This is a genomic window from Halopseudomonas sp. MFKK-1 (assembly GCF_027474385.1).
Taxonomy (GTDB): domain Bacteria; phylum Pseudomonadota; class Gammaproteobacteria; order Pseudomonadales; family Pseudomonadaceae; genus Halopseudomonas; species Halopseudomonas aestusnigri.
Map to the genome: position 1 here is coordinate 3177550 of NZ_CP114836.1, position 20890 is coordinate 3198439.

Genomic DNA, 20890 nt, shown 5'->3' on the forward strand with positions numbered 1-20890 from the left:
ATGCACTACTTCCCCCTGACCCGAGGTGCCGGTGTTGGCTTCAAGCCACAACATTTTGAGGCTCTGCTTGCAAATACCAGCGCTGTCGATCTGCTCGAAATCCACGCGGAGAACTATTTCGGCGAGGGGGGAATTCTGCATCACCAGCTGGAGCAACTGCAGACGGAGCTGCCACTCTCAATTCATGGTGTAGGTTTATCACTCGGAGGCGCAGAGGCGTTGAACCCGCAGCACCTGCGGCAGCTGCAGCGCCTGTGTGAACGCTACCGCCCTGCCCTGGTTTCAGAACACCTTGCCTGGGCCTTTAGTGACGGGCAGTTCCTGGCGGATCTGCTGCCGGTTGTATACAGCAGCGAGGTACTCGACCGCACGGTTGATCACGTTGCCCGATTGCAGGATACCCTCGGTCGCCGGGTTCTGATCGAGAACCCCGCCACGTACCTGACGTTTGCCCAAAGCGAATTACCCGAGGCCGAGTTCCTGGCTGCGCTGGTGCAACGCAGCGGCTGCGGCTTGTTGCTGGATCTGAACAATCTGCTGATCAGTTGCCACAATAACGGCGGCCGGGTCGACAGCTACCTGCAGACTATCCCTCTCGACGACGTGGGCGAGGTACACCTCGCGGGCCATAGTGCTAAGCCTGTGGCTAACGGTGGCACCTTGCTGATCGACGATCACGGCAGCGCCGTTGATAGCGCAACCTGGGCTCTTTATAGCCATTTCCTGCACATCGCTGGCAGCAGACCAACCATCATCGAACGGGACAATGATGTCCCGTGCTGGTCCCGGCTGGTACAGGAGGTCGATGTCGCACGCGCTTGCCTGCTCGAATCCGACCGTACCAGGGAGGCGACCAGATGAATACGCACGATCAGCGGCAGTTCACCAGGGCGCTTACCCAGTCCGCTCCCGAGACACCCTGTCATCTTTTCAGCGGCAAGGCGCGGGATGTGGAGCAACGCTTCGATATCTACAGAAACAACGTCCGGGCGGCGCGCATCAGCGCGCTGCGCCAGGTCTACCCTGTGCTGGATCGCCTGCTGGGCGAGAGATACTTCACGGCCGTCGCTGCTGCCTTTGTCAGCAGCCAGCCGCCAACGTCTGCTGTTCTGCACTGCTATGGTGACGGACTTGGCGAGTTTTTGATGTCGTTCCCGGCAGTGGCGCAGATGCCGTGGCTGCGTGACATAGCAGACCTTGAGCGGGCACGTTTAAAGGCGTTTCATGCCGCAAACCAGATCCCGTTCAAGCCGATTCCAGACGACAGCGCGCTGTCCTGGCTTGAACAACCACTGGCATGGCACCCGTCGCTTGCCCTGCTGCGCTCAACCAGCCCGCTGTTACGGATATGGCAAAGCCAGATAGACCAGCTGCCGATGCCTCGCGCCGAAGACTGGCAACCGGAAAACGTGCTGGTGTGGCGCCCTCAGTGGCAACTTCACACGGAGCGGATAAGCTCGCTTAAGGCTGATCTGCTAGCGCCCTTTCGGTCAGGCAGCACGCTCAGTCAGGTGCTGGCGTTTAGTTCAGAGGATGAAGCCGAAGCCATACCGGCACTGGCAGAACTGGTAGCCTGGGGGTGCCTTTGCCCCGCGTGACATTGTGCGCCTGCATGCCAGAGCACCGCTCATGGATCGGGCAGGCGCGCAAATCATTTTGTTCAGAATCCGGACTCCCGAATAAAAAGCGCAATCAGACGCTGCAACTGATGCAGCAATGCACTCCGTGGCTTGCCTTCAATGACGGCCACGCCGACCTCCCTTTTCTGTCGAAGAACCTCGGGTACAGGGCCTTCAAGCGTCATTTCGACGCGATAATGTGCGGCTTCCGGTATCAGCCGGTCATCCTTGAGTCGTGCGGCGATAGGGCCGCCCGCGTCAGAGCCGAGCTCTGCGTAGGGCAACGCCGGAACAGCGCTGATATCAATTTGTGCAACCCGCACAGATATTCGCTCGCCCTCACCCGAGGATGCGACAAATACACCGACCTGCCCGTGTTCAAGAGAGGTCAGATAACGCTCGTTTACCAATCCTTCAATAATCAGTTGGTCATTGTTGACCAGAGTAAGAATCGGCTCATCGCGTCCGATCCACTGGTTGTCGGACAGGCTTCCCATGGCGCCGACAAACCCGTTGATCGGAGCCCTGACGACCAGCTTCGCCTCCCGCTGACGCAACCCGGCCAACTGTTCATTCAACTGCTGGAGACGCTCAAGGTTGACCGCCTGAGCGACCTGGTCATCACGAAAAGTCGACTGACGAGAGAGCTTCAGGCGAACCAGCTGAAGCTGTTCCAGCGTTTCCTGCACTTGCTGCCTGAGTTCCGGCGACTGCAATTGCACAAGTACCTGACCCGCCGTCACCTGATCGCCGGACTGCACGTAAACAGCCACTACCTGAGCCGGCTCCGACGCAAACAGCGATTGCACCTGCTGAGCACGCAAGACGGATGGCAGCCGAACATCAACCGACAAGGGCAGCAACATCCAGACTAGCGCCAGCAATGGCAGTGCCCACCCGACCAATCGCCAGCCTGTCCAGTGAAAATCAGCGCGACGCTCTCGCCACGTACGTACTTCCTTGAATATGGGCATGACGATGAACCAGAGCACCTCGACAATGAATAGAAAGATGCCAAGCACCTTGAAGAAAAAGTGATACACCAGCAGAGCAATACCCAGGAACAGGAAAAAGCGGTACAACCATGTGCCCCAGGCATAGAGGATCAGCAGCCGTGCGCGTCGACGTGGCATCGGCTCCGGCAGCGGATCATTCAGCCCCCATAGCCAGCGACGCAACCGCCAGCGTCCGAGTTCGAACGCACGCTGTTGAAGGTTCTCTACCCCAATCAAGTCGGAAAACGCGTAGTACCCGTCAAACCGCATAAACGGACTGATGTTGACCAGGACAGAGGTAACCCAACTGGTGGTCGCAATAAAAAACGCGGCACTGCGCAGCGAACCATCCGGCAGGACACCCCACAGGAACGTGGCAATGAGCGCGAGATAAAGCTCTGTTCGGACGCCAGCAGTGACAATACGCAGGCGATCACGACGGGACTGCAGCTTCCAGGCATCCGTAGTATCGGTATATAGCACCGGAAACATCACCAGGAATGCGACGCCCATGGATGCCACTCTGCAACCTAGTCTTTGCGATATCAGCGCATGCCCCAATTCATGGGCACTCTTGACCAGCACCAGCGTCAGACCGTAAAGCAGAAACCCTTCCAGGCTGAAGAAGTAAAGAAAGGTCGCACTGAACTCGTCCCATTGACGCAGCACCAGCAGACCGCCCAGGACTCCGAGAACCATAACGATCCGATGAGCAGTACTGCCGAGCAGCCATGACAGCTTCGGACCGACTTTATTCAGCCAGTTGTCAGGCCGAAACAGCGGGATTCGAATAAACAGATAGTTATGCAGTAACCATTGCAGGACACTGGGCCGGCTGCCCTGCTGTTGACGATAAAAGGCGTCACTGGCGCCGTTGCTGCGGGCAAGCACCAGGTTGTTTGCAATCAGAAAATCGGAAAACGCACGAATCTCCTCGACCGCATGATCCAGCCCTCGGGCCTGCAGAAATGCATGCATCTCTTCCAGCGTGCGGCCTGGCTGCCAGTGGCGAATCAGCGCCAGGGCGTCTATCGACAGGGTGAAATAACGGTTACGCACTCGATCATGCAGCAGATAACGTGGCGCACCATCTTCGTCATGCCCTCCCGGCAGCAGCTTCAGGTCCTGCCTGAGTGCAGGTAGCCTGAACTCTACCATCCCAGCCACTGCCGAACCGAGGTAATGGGGCGGCGAAACAGGTAGAAGAAAATGCTCACCTTCTCACCGTACACCTTGGCGGTACCACGCAGGCCAACACGGGGAGGCTCTGCCTGCCGCTCAGACTCGCTGAGCTGTGCGATCAAACGGTAGGCCAGCTGCTGATCCGGCGTTGTCTGTGGTTCGTAGCCGGACTCACTGAGCTGTGCCGACCAGGCATGCAGAGGATCATTGTCGAGAAAAACCCTTACCTCCGCTCCCGACACCAGGGAAATCGAATCCTTGACCGGCAGCATGATTCTGAACTCCACCTGGGTCGGATCCGCAACCTGCATAATCCGTTCCCCTACCCTCACGGGCCGGCCCTTCCAGTCGTCCGGGTTGTCCAGTACGGCAACACCCGGCCGGTCAGCCGTAATCACCGAGCGCTCCAGCTGGTCCCGGGCAAACTGCCACTCGGCCTGTCTCAAACGAACCTGCGCTTCCAGCTCGGCGAGCCTGGCTTTCTGCGTGGGATCCAGAAAGCCGCCCTGCTGAACAGTCTTCAGTTCGGCCTCGGCAACGGATAACGCCTGCCTGGCAACCGCCTCCTTACTGGCAAGCTCACTTTGCTCAAGCTCGATCAGCACATCGCCCGGGCGCACCTGCTGATTGGGCTTTACCGCTACCTGCCTGACCACCCCTTCCAGGGGGGCTGCAACAACATGGGGAGACTTCGGTACCACTTCAACCGGCGCCAGGGTGCTCAGGCGCACCGGTAGCAGCATTATCAGCAGAACCGCCAACAGGCTGGCCAGCCACACCTTGCGGTGCTGCAGATTGCTTTTCAAACGAGTGAACTGCTGACCGCGACGCAGCGCAAAGAGCGCGTGCCCGGCACTTCCCGCCAGATGCTGCAGCACACTCTGCTCGGCCTCGCTCCAGTTTTTGTCTCGCAGAAGAAGCAGAACGCCTGCAACCTCGCCATTTCTGGCCTCGATACGCAGCGGTTGCCAAAGGATATGGTCGGGCAGACCAAGCTCTCGCCATTCGTTGGCAAGGTCCGCGCTCAGATCAGCCGGCCTCAGCTGGGTCTGATTTTCCGGACTCCCCTGCCCAATTACAAAACGCGCCAATTGCTCAACCCAGGCGATGTAGGGTGAGGTGTAATCAACGGTAGGCAAATCAGACGCGGCAACGACATGCGGCCGCTGCATACGCTCACCGACCAGCAAAACGCTCTGGGTGTATGGCACGCAGGTATGTGTCTGATTGACCAATGTATAAAACAACTGCGCAAGGCTTTCAGCCTTGCGCAGTTGCTGTTCAAGCCCCAAAAGGGCCGCGACAGTATCGCTCACCAATACCCCTTAAACTGACTGGAGCATCGACACGAGTCGGCTGCCATAGTGGTCACGCGCCGCTATCTCCGCAGCCAACTGGTCATTCAGCGGAATGAATCCCGTTGACTCGACGTCAACAGGCTCGACTGCTTCCGTATCAGCGCCGGCCGCCCGCTTGAACAGCTCCTCAAGGTCAAGCTTGAGCTCAAGCACGCGAATCTGCCCGTCGGAGCCGATCGCCTGAACCCTGATACTGACCTCTTTCTGACCAGCAGGCGGATTGCCGATTGTGACCGAACCAGTGGTCGGGTCCAGCTGAACCCACCCAGGCAGCTGCTCACCGCTCGACAGTGTTCCGCTGTAACGCTGGGTACCACCATTGGTACTGGTGTCCTGAATCGCGATGACGACCTGGCCTTCAGAGTTACTCTTGATACTGGTTACCACCAGGGAAACAACATCGAATGCATCCCGCTGAACCTGGGTGAACTCTACCTGACCCGCCTCGTTTACGTTGACGTCAATCGAAGCGCGAACGGTCGTTGACCCATCGGGATTCCTGACCTGGACCGCGATAGCGCCCGGTTCGGACAGAATGACCTGCTCGGATCGACCTTCACCATCGTTGTCCGCACCCTGCAGATCATCAGACGGCTCGCTACCTTCACCAATGGCATCTTCAACAACACTTTCGAAGCCAAGGCCGGACGACGGCATAAAACCACTGGAATCCAGCGGGTCACGCGTGTCACCGCTCTCGCTGACAAGCCCATCTGGCATACCCGACTGCGGGAGTTCAACCGGCTGGGAGTCAGTATCAGGCGCTGGGGGCGGAGTACTGCCCGGGCCGGGATTGGCCGGGGCTTCGTTAGGCACGGCAGTCACCGTCAGCTCGAACACTCTGGAGACAGTGGCACCCTCGGCATCAATTGCCGTTACCTGAACCTCGAACACACCGGGCTCGCGCGGCGAACCTGAGATTGAGCCGGTCTCCGAGTTATAAACCAGCCCGCGCGGCAGCCCGCTGATGCTGAAGTCCAGATCCTCTCTGCTTAGCGTCGAGTCCTTGTCGGAGAACAGACTGTCCACTTCGAGCGCATAGCGGTCGCCCAGCTGCACAGTGGTTTCCTCACGGCTCAGCTCGCGCGCGGTGACTTCTGGGGCATCGTTGGTACCTATGATCCGAAAGTTCACAACAGCCTGATCGGTCGCGCCCTGACTATCTTCTACTGTCACGGTGTAGCTGAAGCTGATTTCATCTCCTGCATTGAGGAAATCCAGGTCAAGGCCACGGACATCGTACGTCCAACCAATGCTCCCTTCGTTATCAAGCTCGGTGGCACCAGTGCTGAATGCGTCAACCAGCGCCTGAGCCAGCCCAGCAGGCAGCGTACCTACGACACTGTTATCCGCGCGGCTCCAGGTGATATCGTCATTTGACTCAAAGCTGACGTCGATCGTGTCCGTCAGATCGACATCCGCAAAGTGCACCTCGCCGGACTGCACCAGATCCTGGGCGGCAGCGTCACCTGCCTCGGTAAAGTCCTCAGGCGCGTCAACGGTGACCTGCGGTGCATCGTTGCTGCCGGTCAGGGTAACGGTCACATCCTGGGTCGCCGTGCCACCATTGCCGTCATCAACGGTGATGGCAAACACCGCGGTAACGACTTCACCCTCAGCCAGGAATTCCAGGTCACCAGCGTCGATGTCGTAAGTCCAATCGATAGTGCCGTTGTTGACGTTTCCATCTGCCGGGCTGATGCTGAAGGCATTCTCGATCGCTGCCAGCTGCTCGGTGGTCAGCGGCAGATTGGTGATACCATCAGCTCGCTTGGCGGTAACCGACTTGGTTACTTCGCTCGCCGTTGGGCGGTCGGTCAGATCCACATCGGTAAAGGTGATCGAGCCACTGTCAGTCAGATCGGTGCCGTCGATGATCTCGCCGGTCACATCCACCACGGTGATCTTTGGCGCATCGTTGCTGCCGGTCAGGGTAACGGTGACGTCCTGAGTAGCCGTGCCGCCATTGCCGTCATCAACGGTGATGGTAAACACCGCGGTAACCACCTCTCCCTCAGCCAGAAATTCCAGGTCGCCGGCGTCAATGTCATAGGTCCAGTTGATGGTACCGTCATTGTCATTACCCGCCGCCGGGCTGATGCTGAAAGCATTCTCGATCGCTGCCAGCTGCTCGGTAGTCAGCGGCAGATTGGTGGTGCCATCAGCGCGCTTGGCGGTAACCGACTTGGTCACCTCAGTCGCCACTGGGCGGTCGGTCAGATCCACATCGGTAAAGCTGATCGAACCGCTGTCAGTCAGGTCACTGCTGCCATCAGTGATCTCGCCGGTCACATCACCCGCGCTGATCTCAGGCACATCGTTGCTGCCGGTCAGGGTGACAGTCACGTCCTGGGTCGCCGTACCGCCATTGCCGTCATCAACGGTGATGGTAAACACTGCGGTAACCACTTCACCCTCGGCCAGAAATTCCAGGTCGCCGGCGTCAATGTCATAGGTCCAGTTGATGGTACCGTCATTGTCATTACCCGCCGCCGGGCTGATGCTGAAAGCATTCTCGATCGCTGCCAGCTGCTCGGTAGTCAGCGGCAGATTGGTGGTGCCATCAGCGCGCTTGGCGGTAACCGACTTGGTCACCTCAGTCGCCACTGGGCGGTCGGTCAGATCCACATCGGTAAAGCTGATCGAACCGCTGTCAGTCAGGTCACTGCTGCCATCAGTGATCTCGCCGGTCACATCACCCGCGCTGATCTCAGGCACATCGTTGCTGCCGGTCAGGGTCACGGTCACGTCCTGGGTCGCCGTGCCGCCATTGCCGTCATCAACGGTGATGGTAAACACCGCGGTAACCACCTCTCCCTCAGCCAGAAATTCCAGGTCGCCGGCGTCAATGTCATAGGTCCAGTTGATGGTACCGTCATTGTCATTACCCGCCGCCGGGCTGATGCTGAAAGCATTCTCGATCGCTGCCAGCTGCTCGGTAGTCAGCGGCAGATTGGTGGTGCCATCAGCGCGCTTGGCGGTAACCGACTTGGTCACCTCAGTCGCCACTGGGCGGTCGGTCAGATCCACATCGGTAAAGCTGATCGAACCGCTGTCAGTCAGGTCACTGCTGCCATCAGTGATCTCGCCGGTCACATCACCCGCGCTGATCTCAGGCACATCGTTGCTGCCGGTCAGGGTGACAGTCACGTCCTGGGTCGCCGTACCGCCATTGCCGTCATCAACGGTGATGGTAAACACTGCGGTAACCACTTCACCCTCGGCCAGAAATTCCAGGTCGCCGGCGTCAATGTCATAGGTCCAGTTGATGGTACCGTCATTGTCATTACCCGCCGCCGGGCTGATGCTGAAAGCATTCTCGATCGCTGCCAGCTGCTCGGTAGTCAGCGGCAGATTGGTGGTGCCATCAGCACGCTTGGCGGTAACCGACTTGGTCGTCTCTGCCGCCGTAGGCAGATCAGAGGGATCTGCGTCAGTAAAGGTGATTGAACCAGTATCTGAGAGCGGACCGCTATCATTGATGGCGCCATCGGTATCGACGCCTGTCACGACTGGGGTATCGTTTACTGCGTTAATGGTGATGTCGAGGGTAGCTGCTTCCAAAGTGCCAAATCCAGCTCCACCGTACTCGACGATATAGCCGCTAATAGCACCGTTGTTAAATGCATAATCATTCCATTTTCCATTACTGGAGATGAAGTGCGCGTAGTCTTCTTCGCCAGCATTGTTCGGTTCACCGTCGCCCCAGTTTTCATAGTTGCCGTCAACCGAGCTACCGCTACCCGTACCAGTCCAAAATAAAGTGCCCGCCTCTGGCCCGGTTACCCAGCGCCATTGCCCTTCAATAGCAGCATCGCTGGCACCCATCCAGCCATCGCCACCCAGCTTCGGAGTAATAAAGGCATTTTCCTCAGCGGAGGTTACGGTGGCCAGATACCCCTTCAAGCCAAACAACTCGCGGCTCTCAGCGGCAGCCTTAGCGTCCGCCCAGGTCATACCGGGTGCACTGACGTACTCGTAGTAATGCCCATTCGCAGGGTTGTAGAACAAGCCCTGCTCATCCACCCGATAGGGTTGCCAGCTGGTGCCGCTGTCGTCACTCGCTTCGATTGTCAGCTGGTCGCTGCCAAAGTAATCGGCATCACCTGCGTAACGAAGCGAGTTAAGAGCGGCCTGAACATCGCCAATAGCACCCGAGAACACCAGAGTGTGGCCACCGGACTGGGAAACAGAGACCGAACCTGGATTATCCAGAGTCAGGTTGCCATGGTTTGAACTGATACGAACTGTGACGTTGTCCCCTTCAACATCCGTCAGGGCGAACCCGTTGATGAGAATCGAAGAGTCTTCGTTAAGTGTGACGGATGACTTGCCGGTAATGGAGACCGGATCATTGACGGCCGCGACCTGAACATTGACCTGCAAGCTGGCAGCAGACACCCCGTTCTGGCTGTCAACGGCTTTCACCGTGAAAGCCGAGAGTACGCCGTTGGCATTACTGCCCGGCAGCCAAATCAGGCTCTCGCCTGGTGCCAGCAGTGTAGTACCGGCAACGACATCGCTGAGTACCCCGCCAGACTCGCGGCGCAAAGTACCACTGAGAATGGAATCGATACGGAACGATACCGAGGCATCCTCTTTGTCGGAGGCGTTGGCCAAGGCTTGCAGTTCTGCGTAGGTAATGGTCCTGGCAGTATCCTCCGACGCGCCGGTTACAGTCCCGGTGCTGTTATCAATTACCGGGATATCATTAACTGCGGTAATGGATGTTCCAAGACTAACCGCTGCAGCCGAGACTGCTGCTGTGCCGCCGGTGCTTCCAACAGCGGTAGTATCAAACGCTTGTCTGGTCGCACCGCTGGTGAAGGTAATGCCGGGATCAGAGCTGTCAACAGCATGAACACTGAGGCTACCGGGCGCGCCATTGTAATCCGCCGCAGGAACGAACCGCAGGCTCGCAGTAGAAGACAGCAGCAGACCTGCATCGGCCGACACAGTACCAACCGCTAGCCAGTTGGTGCCATCAGTGGAATATTGCCACTCGCCCTGCGAGGAATCGCTGGCGTCGCCGGTGATGATGATGCCTGCCAGTGAATCCTTCGGATCAAAGGACGCATCGACATCCGAGAACAGCGAGCCAAACAGAGTACCGACACTGCTACCTGCAGGAGCCGTGGTGTCTTCATTGACAGCGCCGAGTGATGCATTGCCACTGAACGAGGGAGCGTTGTTGCGTTCAGCGATAGTGACCTGACTGGTATCGGAGCCGGTATTGCCAGCCTTGTCCATTACCGAGACGGTAACGGTGCGGGTCAGTGTATTGTAGTCGACCGCGGTATTTTCGTAGGTTATGCGCTGGGCAAGGGAGGTCAGTACAGAGTCACCAACTGGGCCCGGCGGGTTGGCTTGGGTGACCTTGACGTCGTCGATCATCAGCTTGCCACCGACCAACGTTCCGCCAGTAAAATCGTACGACCCTGCTACAAAGACAAATCGGTATACCCCTTCCTGGCCAGCTGCGATTGTGATCTCCTCGCGCGCCCAACTGGTCTCCTGATTCGAAGCGGTACCGGTACGATCCAGAATTGTGATGGTTTCACCGGTATTGACGTCGATAATGTAGCCAAACGCATCATAGGCATCACCGCCGCTAAGCGCCTTCCAGTCGAAGGACACCTTATCACCTACCTGAAGCACTACCGCCCCATCACTATAAACGGCCGGCCCTCGAATTACGCCATACCCTTGGTCGATATATTCTTGCCCGGTATCAAGCTCGATCGCTAAATCGTTCGCATCGGAACCAGCATAATTCGATAGTTTGGCACTTTGAGTAAAATTACCCCCGGTAGTGTTATCGCCTATAGACCCATTGCTGGCGGGGTAGGTTGGGTCAACTGGGGTAAGTTGCCCGGCGATTTGGTCAACACCCATGCGCAGACGTTGCATGACCGATGTCCAGCCTGAGATAACCGTCGAACCGTTGGTGCCATCCTGGAAGTCGCCGTTTTCAAATGCGTTGGAGAAGTTGATTCTCAGCGGCTGGCCATTTTCACCGTTCTTGATCGGGTCAACGCTACCAATCACAATCGCGACAGACCCGTTACCCCGGTAGACCGTGGTGCCAACGATGGATACCTCACCGTTCACGGTTGAGGGTGTGCTGTCACTGATGAAGCCCAGCGACTCTGAGGACGTCGCACCACCAATTTCGAAGTCGATATAACCGCCGGTATAATCGGTGCCGCCACCGATGGTCACATCGCCGTCAATCAGCACAGCCCCGTCACCTTCGCTGTACTGGAGGTCATCAAGGTTGGAGATTACCAACGGCGCCAGCGTGCCATCGTACCCAGCAGCAACCAATGCAGTGGTCTCGACCGAACCACTGGTCACCTCCAGCTCCCAATCCCCGCCGAGTGCCTGGGCACCGGTCAGGTCTTCGGACGCAGCAACATCAGCGCTGGTAAGTTGCGCTACGGCATCCAGAAAACCCTGCCCCTCGCTATCAGAGCCGACGTAGCAACCGTAGAGCATCAGGTCACCCGACTCGGTCAGCGTTTCACCCAGCGCGGCGAGCAGTTGCGCATTGGCATCCAGATTCTCACCATTAAGCGTCAGTGTGCCGAGTTTCAGCTCACCCACATCACCGTGAGAGAACAGGTGGATGGCATCAATACCCGACTGCCCCTGCAGCGCGGCGACCATTTGTTCCAGGCCGTTCTCGCTGCTGTCTATCAGAATGACTTCAACACCGTCATCCAGCCCATCGACCAAGTCCTGATAGTTGTCTACCGAGGTATCGACAAAAGCGACTTCGCGGCGATTACCAGGCTCACTTGCCGTGGGCGCCGGCGCAGCAAAATGCATGCTCTGTTCGGCCGAAGCGGTATGCGTTGCGGCCTCCTGAAAAGCCACGTCCGTGGTCATTTCTACAGCGGTAGCAACCGCAGCACCATCAAGCAGAATGCGCGGCTCCAGCGCACTGATCAGGGGCTTGCGGCGAAAGCGAACTGCGTTAGCGGGGGTGTGTTTTTTCATGTCCTCTATCCCTTTAGGGCACCGGCCAGATGGTCTGTTTCAGGGGCTGACTTGTTCTTCGGCGGGCGCGGGCTCGCTGAATACGGCAGTCGCGCTCATACCGGGTATAAGTTGCGTGTTTTGTGGCAATTTGGCTCTCAGCAGGACTGTCTGGCTGACAGCATCAATTGCGGGAATAATCGCCCTAACCTCGGCAGATTCGGGTTCGGCAAGGTTGTCCACCAGCAAGCTGATTGGCTGGCCCACGGTCAGCCAGTTCAGCCAGGCTGCAGGCACAACCACTTCCGCCTCGAGGTTCTGGTCACCCACAACCTCAATCAATTCCTGTTGCTGGCGAATATTCTCGTGGGCGTTGACCCGCAGACCGACAACGCGGCCTCGCCAGGGTGCCTTGATTACACAGCGGTCGGTGTTGAGACGGGCAATTTTCAGCTCAGCCAGAGCCTGGGCATATTCTGACTGCGCCAGAGCGACATCCAGCCCACCGATTGAGTTCAAGGCATCAAGCTCACGAGCATTTTCGCTTTTGATTCGCGCTGCCTGAACTTCAGCAGCCACCTTCTCGGCCTGGGCGTCATACAGGGAACAGTCCAGATCAACCAGAACTGCTCCCCTTTCAAAGGCCTCACCGGGAAGGTAAGGAATGCGCTCAACGCGCGCAGCCAGCTCGCCCGAGAGTACGGCGCGATCCAGTGACTTGATCACTGCTCGCGCCTGGTACTCGGCCTGAGCCGAAGCCGCGCTTGCCAGCAGGGCCAGCGACAGCCCCAGATTGAATTGCTGACGCATCAGCTGGTCTTGTCGCTGGCGACGACTTGATCAGACTCAACTGGCACAACGGCCTCCGCAGACTGTGCACTTTGAGCTGAATGCTGCCACTGATCAAAGCGCTGTCCGATCTCCTGGCCCAACGCCTCAACATTCAGAGTCTGATAATCCTGCGGGAGCAGATCCATGCCGATGGTCACAAAGACACGACCGTAGCTGTTCTGCAGATCGGCATACGCAACATCACGGCGCAGCTCGGCCAGGACAGTGTTAAGCGACTCACGAATCAGGTCGAGCTGCGACATGCGCTTGTGCTCCGCAGCATTGCGGGTCTGCTCGCCAATGCGCTCGGCAACACCGAGATACTGAGTGGCCAGGTCGAAGCTTTTGCGCGCCTGCTCATAGCGGATGCGAGAGAGATGCACCTGAGTGAGAACCGCCATGGAGGTAGCCAAACGCTGCTCTTCGGTCAGCGCCTCGCGGGTCTCTGCCATCCGACGCTCAGCGCCAATCTTGAACACGTCCAGCATGTTCCAGCTGATCTGCGCGCCGACACTGGTCCAATCCTGGTTCAGCAGATATTCGTTACTGTCCTGGTACGAGCCGGCGGTCAACTGAATACCCGGCAGCAGGCTCAGCATTGCTGCCTTTGTCTCTGCAGCAGAAATGCGTTTCTGGTAGTGAGTTTCGACCAGCTCAGGGCGCTGCTGCAGCGCCTGCTCTTCCATCTCGGCCAGGCCCACGCTCAGCTCAGGCACCACAAAAGCCGGATTCGACACGTCAACCAGGGAGAACTGCGTGCCCGGCTTCAAACCCATGAGGGCCGACAATTCGGTCTTGGCTCCCATAAGGTCCTGACGCAGGGCCTGCAGCGCGCGGAGAATATCCAGTAACTCACGCTGGTAATACAGCGCATCCAGCGGTGAACGCAATCCTTGAGTTTCCACCTGGCGCGAGTTCGCCAGTGCATCACTGGCCTGATCGATAAGAGGATTGATCTTGCTCAGCAGGCGCTCTGCCGAGACTGCTCGCCAGTAGGCAGCGCGCACGTCCTGGGTAATGTTGTGAACAACCTTTCGCTCACGCTCCCTGGTAATCAGATAACGATCCGCATGCTGCTGAGCACGAACATAGGACAGACCAAAGTCGAGGACATTCCAGGAGAAGGCAACATCCTGAGTATCACGCTCACGACCCTGTGAAACGGAGTAAGCCGGGTTCGGACCCAGCGCATCCGGCTCGCCATCAGTAAAGTTGACGCTGGCAGACGCTGCGTATTCACTGCGCTTCGAATAACCCGCCGATGCCGTCAGCTCAGGCAACATCTCATGGCGAACAAGATCGATTTGCCCTTGGGCCAGAGCCGCTTCCAGGGACTTCAGTTTCTTATCACGATTGTTGAGAACGGCGCGGGCGATCGCCTCATCCAGAGAGATCGCTGCCTCAACAGCCTGCTCCTGCGCCAAGCGTTCGATATCCGAAAGCGCTGTCGTTTCAAGGCTTTGCGGACTAATCACGTTGGGAGTAACAGAGCAACCACTTGCGAGGGCAACAACAGATAAAGCTAGCAGGGACTTCTTAAGCATGAACTCTTCCTTCGGTAGAAGATCGGACCAATCCAATGGCGACGTGCCAGCATACTAATCATTCTGCAAATTAAAAAACAAGTCTATTTACAGCGAAAAGCTATAAGCAAAGATCGGTTGATTCAGGTCAATGTTCTCCAGAGGGGAACTCATTGCGCACACGCGAAAACGCCAATTAAATAGCGTCAAAAAAAACAACATGCAGCATCCAGCGACAGGATCAAACACGGCAGTCGAATAGCACTACCAACACAGAAGTCGCATTAGCAATCAGAACTTCTGCCAGCCAAATGGGGCTATATCGCCCCAAAAAACCAGCCAACTGCAGCAATTATTGCAGCCTTGCAGCCAACCAGGGTATTAGCGGAATGTAATACCCGATCGCATAACGGCAAGTACAGAGCACACTTGGCGCTCTGATAAAGCACAATCGTTCCTCAGCTTACTGGGCAATGAGCTGCGGTTTTCAGAATGGAAGAGAGCAACAAGAAAAAAGCAATACGGACTAAAAAAACAGACACTTAAGCCGCTAACTTATAAAGTTAATGCAGCATGAGACGATACAACAGACACAATAAAGCGTTAACCACACTAAATAAATCACCAAAATAAACTCTGGCTGTTAAACGCTGGAAGCCAAACCTTATTCCTGGCTGCGCGCTGTTACGAAAAAGCCCCTGGCTTTGGGCCAGGGGCTTTACTCGCAAATCTGGGCCATCATTACCTGATGCCCCTAAACTGTTAAACCGCTGCGTTGATCGGCTTGTCAGGATACCAGGCATCCTGCAGAGGACCGACTTCGCAGACAGCCAGTTCGCTGCGCGCCTTGAGCCAGCTCTCGACAGCCTGACGCTGCTCTTCGCTGACCGAGCCGCGCTCGGCCAGGCAAACCAGACCAAAGCCCTCGCCACCAACATAATCCAGGTTGTTTGCGTCCATTGCCTCAGCCAGGAACTGGTCCAGGAAGGCGTCAATCGCCTCAATATCAAGATCGCTCTTGAATTCGAGATTCAGCTCAAAGCCCAGCTCCTGAAACTCGTCAACACACAGCTTTTTGCGCAGGCGACGGGACCGATTGGTAGCCATAAGTTTTCCTCTTGAATGATGTCAGCGCGGATTGTAGCAGGGTAGCCCCGCTCCCGCTGGCCTTCCGACCAGCTGCACTGCTAAACCCGTCGCGCGGCGCCCTGTTACCGCGGACTGATACCAGTTGGCCTTCCTGAACGCTGATATGCCTTGCACTTTGTTTTGCCATTCAAGCCGAGATCGGCAAGTATCTTTCCCGGATTCAACGCCTTTGATGGAGAGATAATGAATCGTTTTATCTGGCTCTGGGACAACGCTGCAACACTGGCCGGGATAGCTACCCTGCTGGCCCTGCTCACGGCATTGACCATCTGGACTCGCCTGCTGCGACATCGAGCAAAGCCATTGGTGGTGACCGCCGCTCACTTTCGTCCCTCCTTGCTTCCAGGCGACTGGACGACGTTCCTGCGAATCAAGAACCGCAGCGATCGACCAATGGTCATCCAGCGTATCGACATCCTGGGACCGCAGATCCACTATCTGCGCTGCGTGGCGGGTGAACTGATCGAAGGCCGAAATGTGCAACCGGTGCTGGCGGCGTTCAGTCACGACAGCGCTACACTGGCTCCGGGCGGCACCTTCTCTACATCGAACCACGATCTTGACCATGACGCGGCCAACGAGCTATTCAGCAGCCAAAACCGGTTAGGCGTCATAACCGATCGCGGTGACTACTGCCTTGCCCTGCCGCGCCTGAGAGTAAACAGACTTCACACGGGCGATCCCGACTTTGAACTCGCAACCGACAGTCGCTGGGTGCATGAATGGAACAGGCTTAGGGTCATGATCGCCGGTCTGGTTTCTAACAGGTCAATCCGGCGACACATACTGGGCATCAGAGACGAGCGCGCCGGCAGCTGATGCCGAGCAGCTCGTGCGCCAGATTTCAAAGCAGCTCAAGAAATGCATCCACAGACATCGGCTTGCCAAACAGGTAGCCCTGAAAGTGCCTGCAGCCATGCAGACGCAGAATATCCTGCTGCGCAGGGTGCTCAACGCCTTCGGCGATGACCTCAAGTTCAAGCCCTTCGGCCATCGACAATATGGCTCTGACAATGGCGATGTTGCCTTTGTCATCAGGGAGCCCTCGGACAAAAGACTGGTCTATCTTCAGTTGGTCGAGCGGCAGGCGCTGCAGATACGCCATGGATGAGTAACCGGTACCGAAGTCATCAATGGCAAACCGCACTCCCATCTCCCTCAGCAGCTGCATTCGAGAGACGGCTTTGTCTACATCGGTCAGCAACAGGGACTCGGTTATCTCAAGCTTGAGCTGCAGTGCACTGGCGCCTGTCTGCTGCAGAATTTCCCTGACCTGACAGACAAAATCGTCCCGGTACAAAAGTCGTGCACTGATATTGACAGCCAACGACAGCGTCGCGGTCTGCGGTTGCTGTGCCCATCGCGCCAGCAGCTCACAACCCTGACGCAGGATTGCCAGATCCAGTGACTCTATCAACCCAGAGCGCTCTGCAATGTCGATAAACACGCCTGGCGCAAGCAGGCCCCGCGAAGGATGCTGCCATCTGACAAGCGCCTCGGCCCCTTCAAAATTGCCGCTGGCATCGGCCTGGGGCTGCAGATAGAGCACAAACTCTTCCTGCGCAAGTCCACGCCGAATGTCCTCCTCAAGCTCGATCCGCATGCTCACGACCGCCTGCATCTGCGGGTCATAGAAGCTCAGCATGTCCTTGCCTGCTGCCTTGGCGCTGTACATCGACAGATCAGCGTACTGCATCAACTCGTCAGCGGTGTGCTGCTCATCGTTGAACAGCACAATGCCGAGGCTCGCACTGCTGCTGAAAACCTGATCCTTGATCAGGTAGGGTTCACGCAGGGTTTGCAGCAGCTTCCTGCCGATGTGTTCAACCTGGGTGGCCGCTTCGGTCGCATTGACTTCCGGGCCCTCAAGCAAAACCACAAATTCGTCTCCGCCAAAGCGCGCTACCGTATCGCGCTCACGCAATGCGTGCCGAAGCCGCTCGGCAACCTGACACAGCATCCCATCTCCAATCTGGTGACCGTAGAGATCATTGACGTTCTTGAAGTCGTCCAGATCCAGAAAAATCAACGCGGCGTAGTGCTGCTCGCGACGGCAAACCACAAGCGCCTGCTCCAGGCGCTGACGCATCAGCCGACGATTGGGCAGATTGGTCAGCGGATCGTAAAAGGCCAGATGCTGAATCTTTTCTTCTGCATCCTTGCGCTCACTGATATCGGTCAGAGACGCAACGTAGTTGGTCAGGCGCCCCTTGGCATCGTGTACGGCGCTGATCGTCAGCCATTCGGGAAATGCCTCGCCACTCTTGCGGCGGTTCCATATTTCGCCCTGCCAGCCACCAGACTCGTAAAGCGCCTTCCACATCTGCTGGTAAAACTCCGCCCCCTGATGGCCTGAGCCGAGGATTCGCGTCGGCTGGCCCAGAACCTCTGCTTCGCTGTAGCCGGTGATGGCCGAGAACGCGCGATTGGCCTTGATGATTCGTGTCTGCGCGTCGGTAACCAGCATCCCCTGCTGGGACTCGAACGCGATTGCAGCGATCCGCTGATCAAGCTCAAGGGCTACCCGGTCGCTGATGTCGCGTGCCAACAGCACCACTGCTCGCCGCCCACCAACCATGACTTCCAGACGCCGTGCTCTGGCTTCAAAGGTTCTGATCCCTGCCAGCGTCTGCATGCTGTACTCGATTGACAGCGGTTGATCCGTATCCAGTGTCCGCGCGATAAACTCGAGAAAACGATCAGCCTGCTCCTTCGGCAATACGTCCTGCAAACGCCTGTTCAGCAACTTTGATTGCTCAGCAGCAAGCAGTTCGTGCTGCGGCGTGCTGACTTTAAGGTAGGTGCCCTGCTCGTCAAGCACCATAAACACATCCGGCACCGCGTCCGTCACTGCCTTCAGATAGGCCTCGCTCTGGCGCAGCGCATTGCGTGCCTGCCGCTGCTGCTCCACATCTTCCAACAGCAGACCAAGCAAAACAGCGGCCGGGATCAGCACAGCCAGTAGCGGTACCAGAGCATGTTCCAGAAACAGGGCATAATTGTCAGCCGGCAGCAGTGCGAGAATGAGCACCTCAAGCAGGTGCATTCCAGCGCTGAATATCAGCAACGAGAGCACGTTGAAGGGAATCCGATGGCGTCGATAGAGATGACGAAACAGCAGTCCCATCAATACGGGCATGGCCACGTTCAGTAACCCCGGCACCAGGCCGACACCGCCGAGCGACAGCCGGAACAAACCTGCCATCACACCGGCAATCCCCGCGACCAGCGGTCCACCGAAAAACGCGGCCATACTGAGCACCACTGTACGGCCATCGAAGATCAGCCCTTCAGCCAGCTCAAGCGGAATCATCATGCCAACAATGCACACAGCGCCAAAGAGTACTCCCGAGCACACCTTGCCAGGCAGCTCGTAGCCATCCAGGTAGCGCATGATCATTGCGTGAAGCCAGCAGAGCGCAATCAGCAGCGTCAGATTCTCGACCAGATCCAGAAACATCAAGTACCTCGAAAGCTGCTGACAATGGCGGCGGCAGGCGCGCGCAGTCTCGGATTAATATTGGGCGACAAGGCAAGCCTCCCGCAAAACCATAGGCGCAACTGGGACGCCCAGCCACCTAATAATGTCACATTGATGTCACTCAAAAACACGAACGCCAAATCGGGGCTGATGCCCCTTCCCCGGCGGATGCCGTTATTTTTCTAGAATGAGCTCCACGCGGCGGTTGGCTGCTCGACCAGTGGCGGTATCATTCCCCTGCAGTGGCTGCGTATCGGCATATCCCACGGCGACCAAGCGCTGACTGGCAATACCGTTGGCCTCAAGGTAACGCACCACACTGCCGGCACGTGCCCCTGACAACTCCCAGTTCGACGGATAGCGCAGGCTGCGAATCGGCAGGCTGTCCGTGTGCCCGGCAATGGTAATGCGGTGCTCACCCTGACGCAGCACAGGCAACAACTTGCGCAGCACCAGCAGACCATCAAGACTGAGCTCCGCCTCTGCCGGCGCAAAGATGATCTCGCTGCTGATGCGAAAACTCACACTCTGATCGTTGTAGATAACCTCGATGTCATCTCCCAGCGCTGAGGTATCCAGCCCGGAAAGCGGATCAGACGTCGGTGCCGGCGCAACCGGCTCCGTAATCGGCGGAGAAACGATCTGCACAGGAGCTGCTGTCTCGCTGAGCGTGTCGACCTGGACGCCGCCCGATGAGTTATCACGTACCGAGCCGGCAAACGTCAGCATGACCACCAGCATCACCAGCAGCAGCGTCAATACATCCAGATAAACAGTAAGCCAACCCTCCTCTTCAGGAGGCTCGAAGGCTTCATGAATAACCGGCTGTCGCCGTGCCCTGTGCGCAGCAACAGCACCTTCTCGCCGTGCCCGCTGCAGTTCAAGTTCGGTCAGATGCAGCTGCTTTTCAAGCAGGACGCTGCGTGCGCGATCATCGCCATCGCCCGGCAAATCAGTCATCTCGAGCCTCGCCGTGCAGGGCCGGCTTGCCCTTGCTGCCGTCATTGATCTCGTCCCGATAATGGGCCATGAACGACTTGAGCATTTCGCGCATCACCGCCGGGCTGCATTTTCGGTTCATCATCGAGATGCCCTGCATGATGGTATTCATCAGCGCGACACGATCCTCGGTGCGCCGCTCCAGCTTGACTGCAACCGGCTTGAACAGCAGGTTCGCCAGCAGCACCCCGTAAAAGGTCGTGATCAGGGCGACTGCCATCTGCTGACCAATACTGGTGACATCACCGTCGCCCAGCAGGAACATCAAATTGACCAGGCCGACCAGGGTCCCGACCATGCCAAAGGCCGGCGCGTAGCTGGCCATGACGCGGAACAGCTGCGCCTCGGCGTGCTCACGCGCACGCAAACGCGCTATGCGCCACTGTAGAAGATCCATCACATCCTCTTCCGGCGTCATATCCACCACCAGTTGAACCCCGGTCTTGAGAAACGGATTGGCAACCTGCTCAAGGGCACGCTCAACCGCCTTGAGGTCACCAGACATCCAGATACGATAGATTCTGATCAGCTCTTCGATGTCCTGCCGCGCATACAGCCGTTCATTGCGCATCACCGTTGCCAGCAGGCCGAAGATGCGCAGCACCTCGCGCATGGGGTAGCTGATAAAGGTCGCCGCCAGCGTGCCAAACAGCACAATCCCCAGTCCGGGCAGATTGAGAAACAGCCCCGGCGCCTCCGTTGAAAACACCAGAACAGTGGCAAGCAACAGCACACCGGCAATCATGCCGATCAGCGTGGACGGATTCATGCA

The 20890-nt window shown here is 57.5% G+C and carries 12 protein-coding genes; 3 read left to right on the plus strand and 9 right to left on the minus strand.

Translation table 11 applies throughout. The features are described from left to right. A complete protein-coding gene (gene bufB, locus O5O48_RS14775; protein WP_269687417.1) occupies positions 1-861 on the plus strand; it encodes an MNIO family bufferin maturase in 861 nt (286 codons plus the stop codon). Beyond that, entirely contained in the window at positions 858-1598 is a 741-nt protein-coding gene (locus O5O48_RS14780; protein WP_269687418.1) for a DNA-binding domain-containing protein, read from the plus strand. The genes bufB and O5O48_RS14780 overlap by 4 nt, the downstream gene beginning before the upstream one ends. Positions 1599-1660: 62 nt before the next feature. On the opposite strand, the gene O5O48_RS14785 is transcribed toward O5O48_RS14780, so the two are convergent. The 6 genes from O5O48_RS14785 to O5O48_RS14810 form a co-directional block, all read right to left on the minus strand. Next, positions 1661-3772 carry an HlyD family efflux transporter periplasmic adaptor subunit gene (locus O5O48_RS14785; RefSeq protein WP_269688713.1) on the minus strand — a complete coding sequence of 704 codons (2112 nt, stop codon included), beginning with the start codon at positions 3770-3772 and terminating at the stop codon, positions 1661-1663. After that, positions 3766-5112, minus strand: a complete 1347-nt coding sequence (locus tag O5O48_RS14790; RefSeq protein ID WP_269687419.1) for an efflux RND transporter periplasmic adaptor subunit — start codon at positions 5110-5112, stop codon at positions 3766-3768. The genes O5O48_RS14785 and O5O48_RS14790 overlap by 7 nt, the downstream gene beginning before the upstream one ends. A gap of 9 nt (positions 5113-5121) precedes the next feature. Next, a complete protein-coding gene (locus O5O48_RS14795) occupies positions 5122-12156 on the minus strand; it encodes a DUF4347 domain-containing protein (protein WP_269687420.1) in 7035 nt (2344 codons plus the stop codon). Between the two features lie 39 nt (positions 12157-12195). Next, on the minus strand, positions 12196-12945 hold the full coding sequence (locus tag O5O48_RS14800; RefSeq protein WP_230927606.1) for an efflux RND transporter periplasmic adaptor subunit: 750 nt from the start codon (positions 12943-12945) through the stop codon (positions 12196-12198). Beyond that, positions 12945-14510, minus strand: a complete 1566-nt coding sequence (locus tag O5O48_RS14805; RefSeq protein WP_269687421.1) for a TolC family protein — start codon at positions 14508-14510, stop codon at positions 12945-12947. Before O5O48_RS14805 ends, O5O48_RS14800 begins: the two co-directional genes overlap by 1 nt. Before the next feature lie 741 nt (positions 14511-15251). Then, positions 15252-15596 (minus strand): YggL family protein, encoded by a 345-nt coding sequence (locus O5O48_RS14810; protein ID WP_269687422.1) that lies wholly within the window; start codon positions 15594-15596, stop codon positions 15252-15254. Positions 15597-15821: 225 nt separating this feature from the next. On the opposite strand from O5O48_RS14810, the gene O5O48_RS14815 reads away from it, so the two are divergent. Continuing rightward, complete coding sequence (locus tag O5O48_RS14815; protein WP_269687423.1) at positions 15822-16457, plus strand: hypothetical protein; 636 nt, start codon at positions 15822-15824, stop codon at positions 16455-16457. Between the two features lie 25 nt (positions 16458-16482). Here O5O48_RS14815 and O5O48_RS14820 read toward each other — a convergent pair whose 3' ends face one another. The 3 genes from O5O48_RS14820 to O5O48_RS14830 form a co-directional block, all read right to left on the minus strand. Then, positions 16483-19098: an EAL domain-containing protein gene (locus tag O5O48_RS14820; RefSeq protein ID WP_269687424.1), complete on the minus strand. Its 2616-nt coding sequence runs from the start codon at positions 19096-19098 to the stop codon at positions 16483-16485. Between the two features lie 195 nt (positions 19099-19293). After that, positions 19294-20079 (minus strand): OmpA/MotB family protein, encoded by a 786-nt coding sequence (locus O5O48_RS14825; protein ID WP_269687425.1) that lies wholly within the window; start codon positions 20077-20079, stop codon positions 19294-19296. After that, positions 20072-20887 (minus strand): motility protein A, encoded by an 816-nt coding sequence (locus tag O5O48_RS14830; protein ID WP_228245035.1) that lies wholly within the window; start codon positions 20885-20887, stop codon positions 20072-20074. Before O5O48_RS14830 ends, O5O48_RS14825 begins: the two co-directional genes overlap by 8 nt. Positions 20888-20890 lie beyond the last annotated feature (3 nt).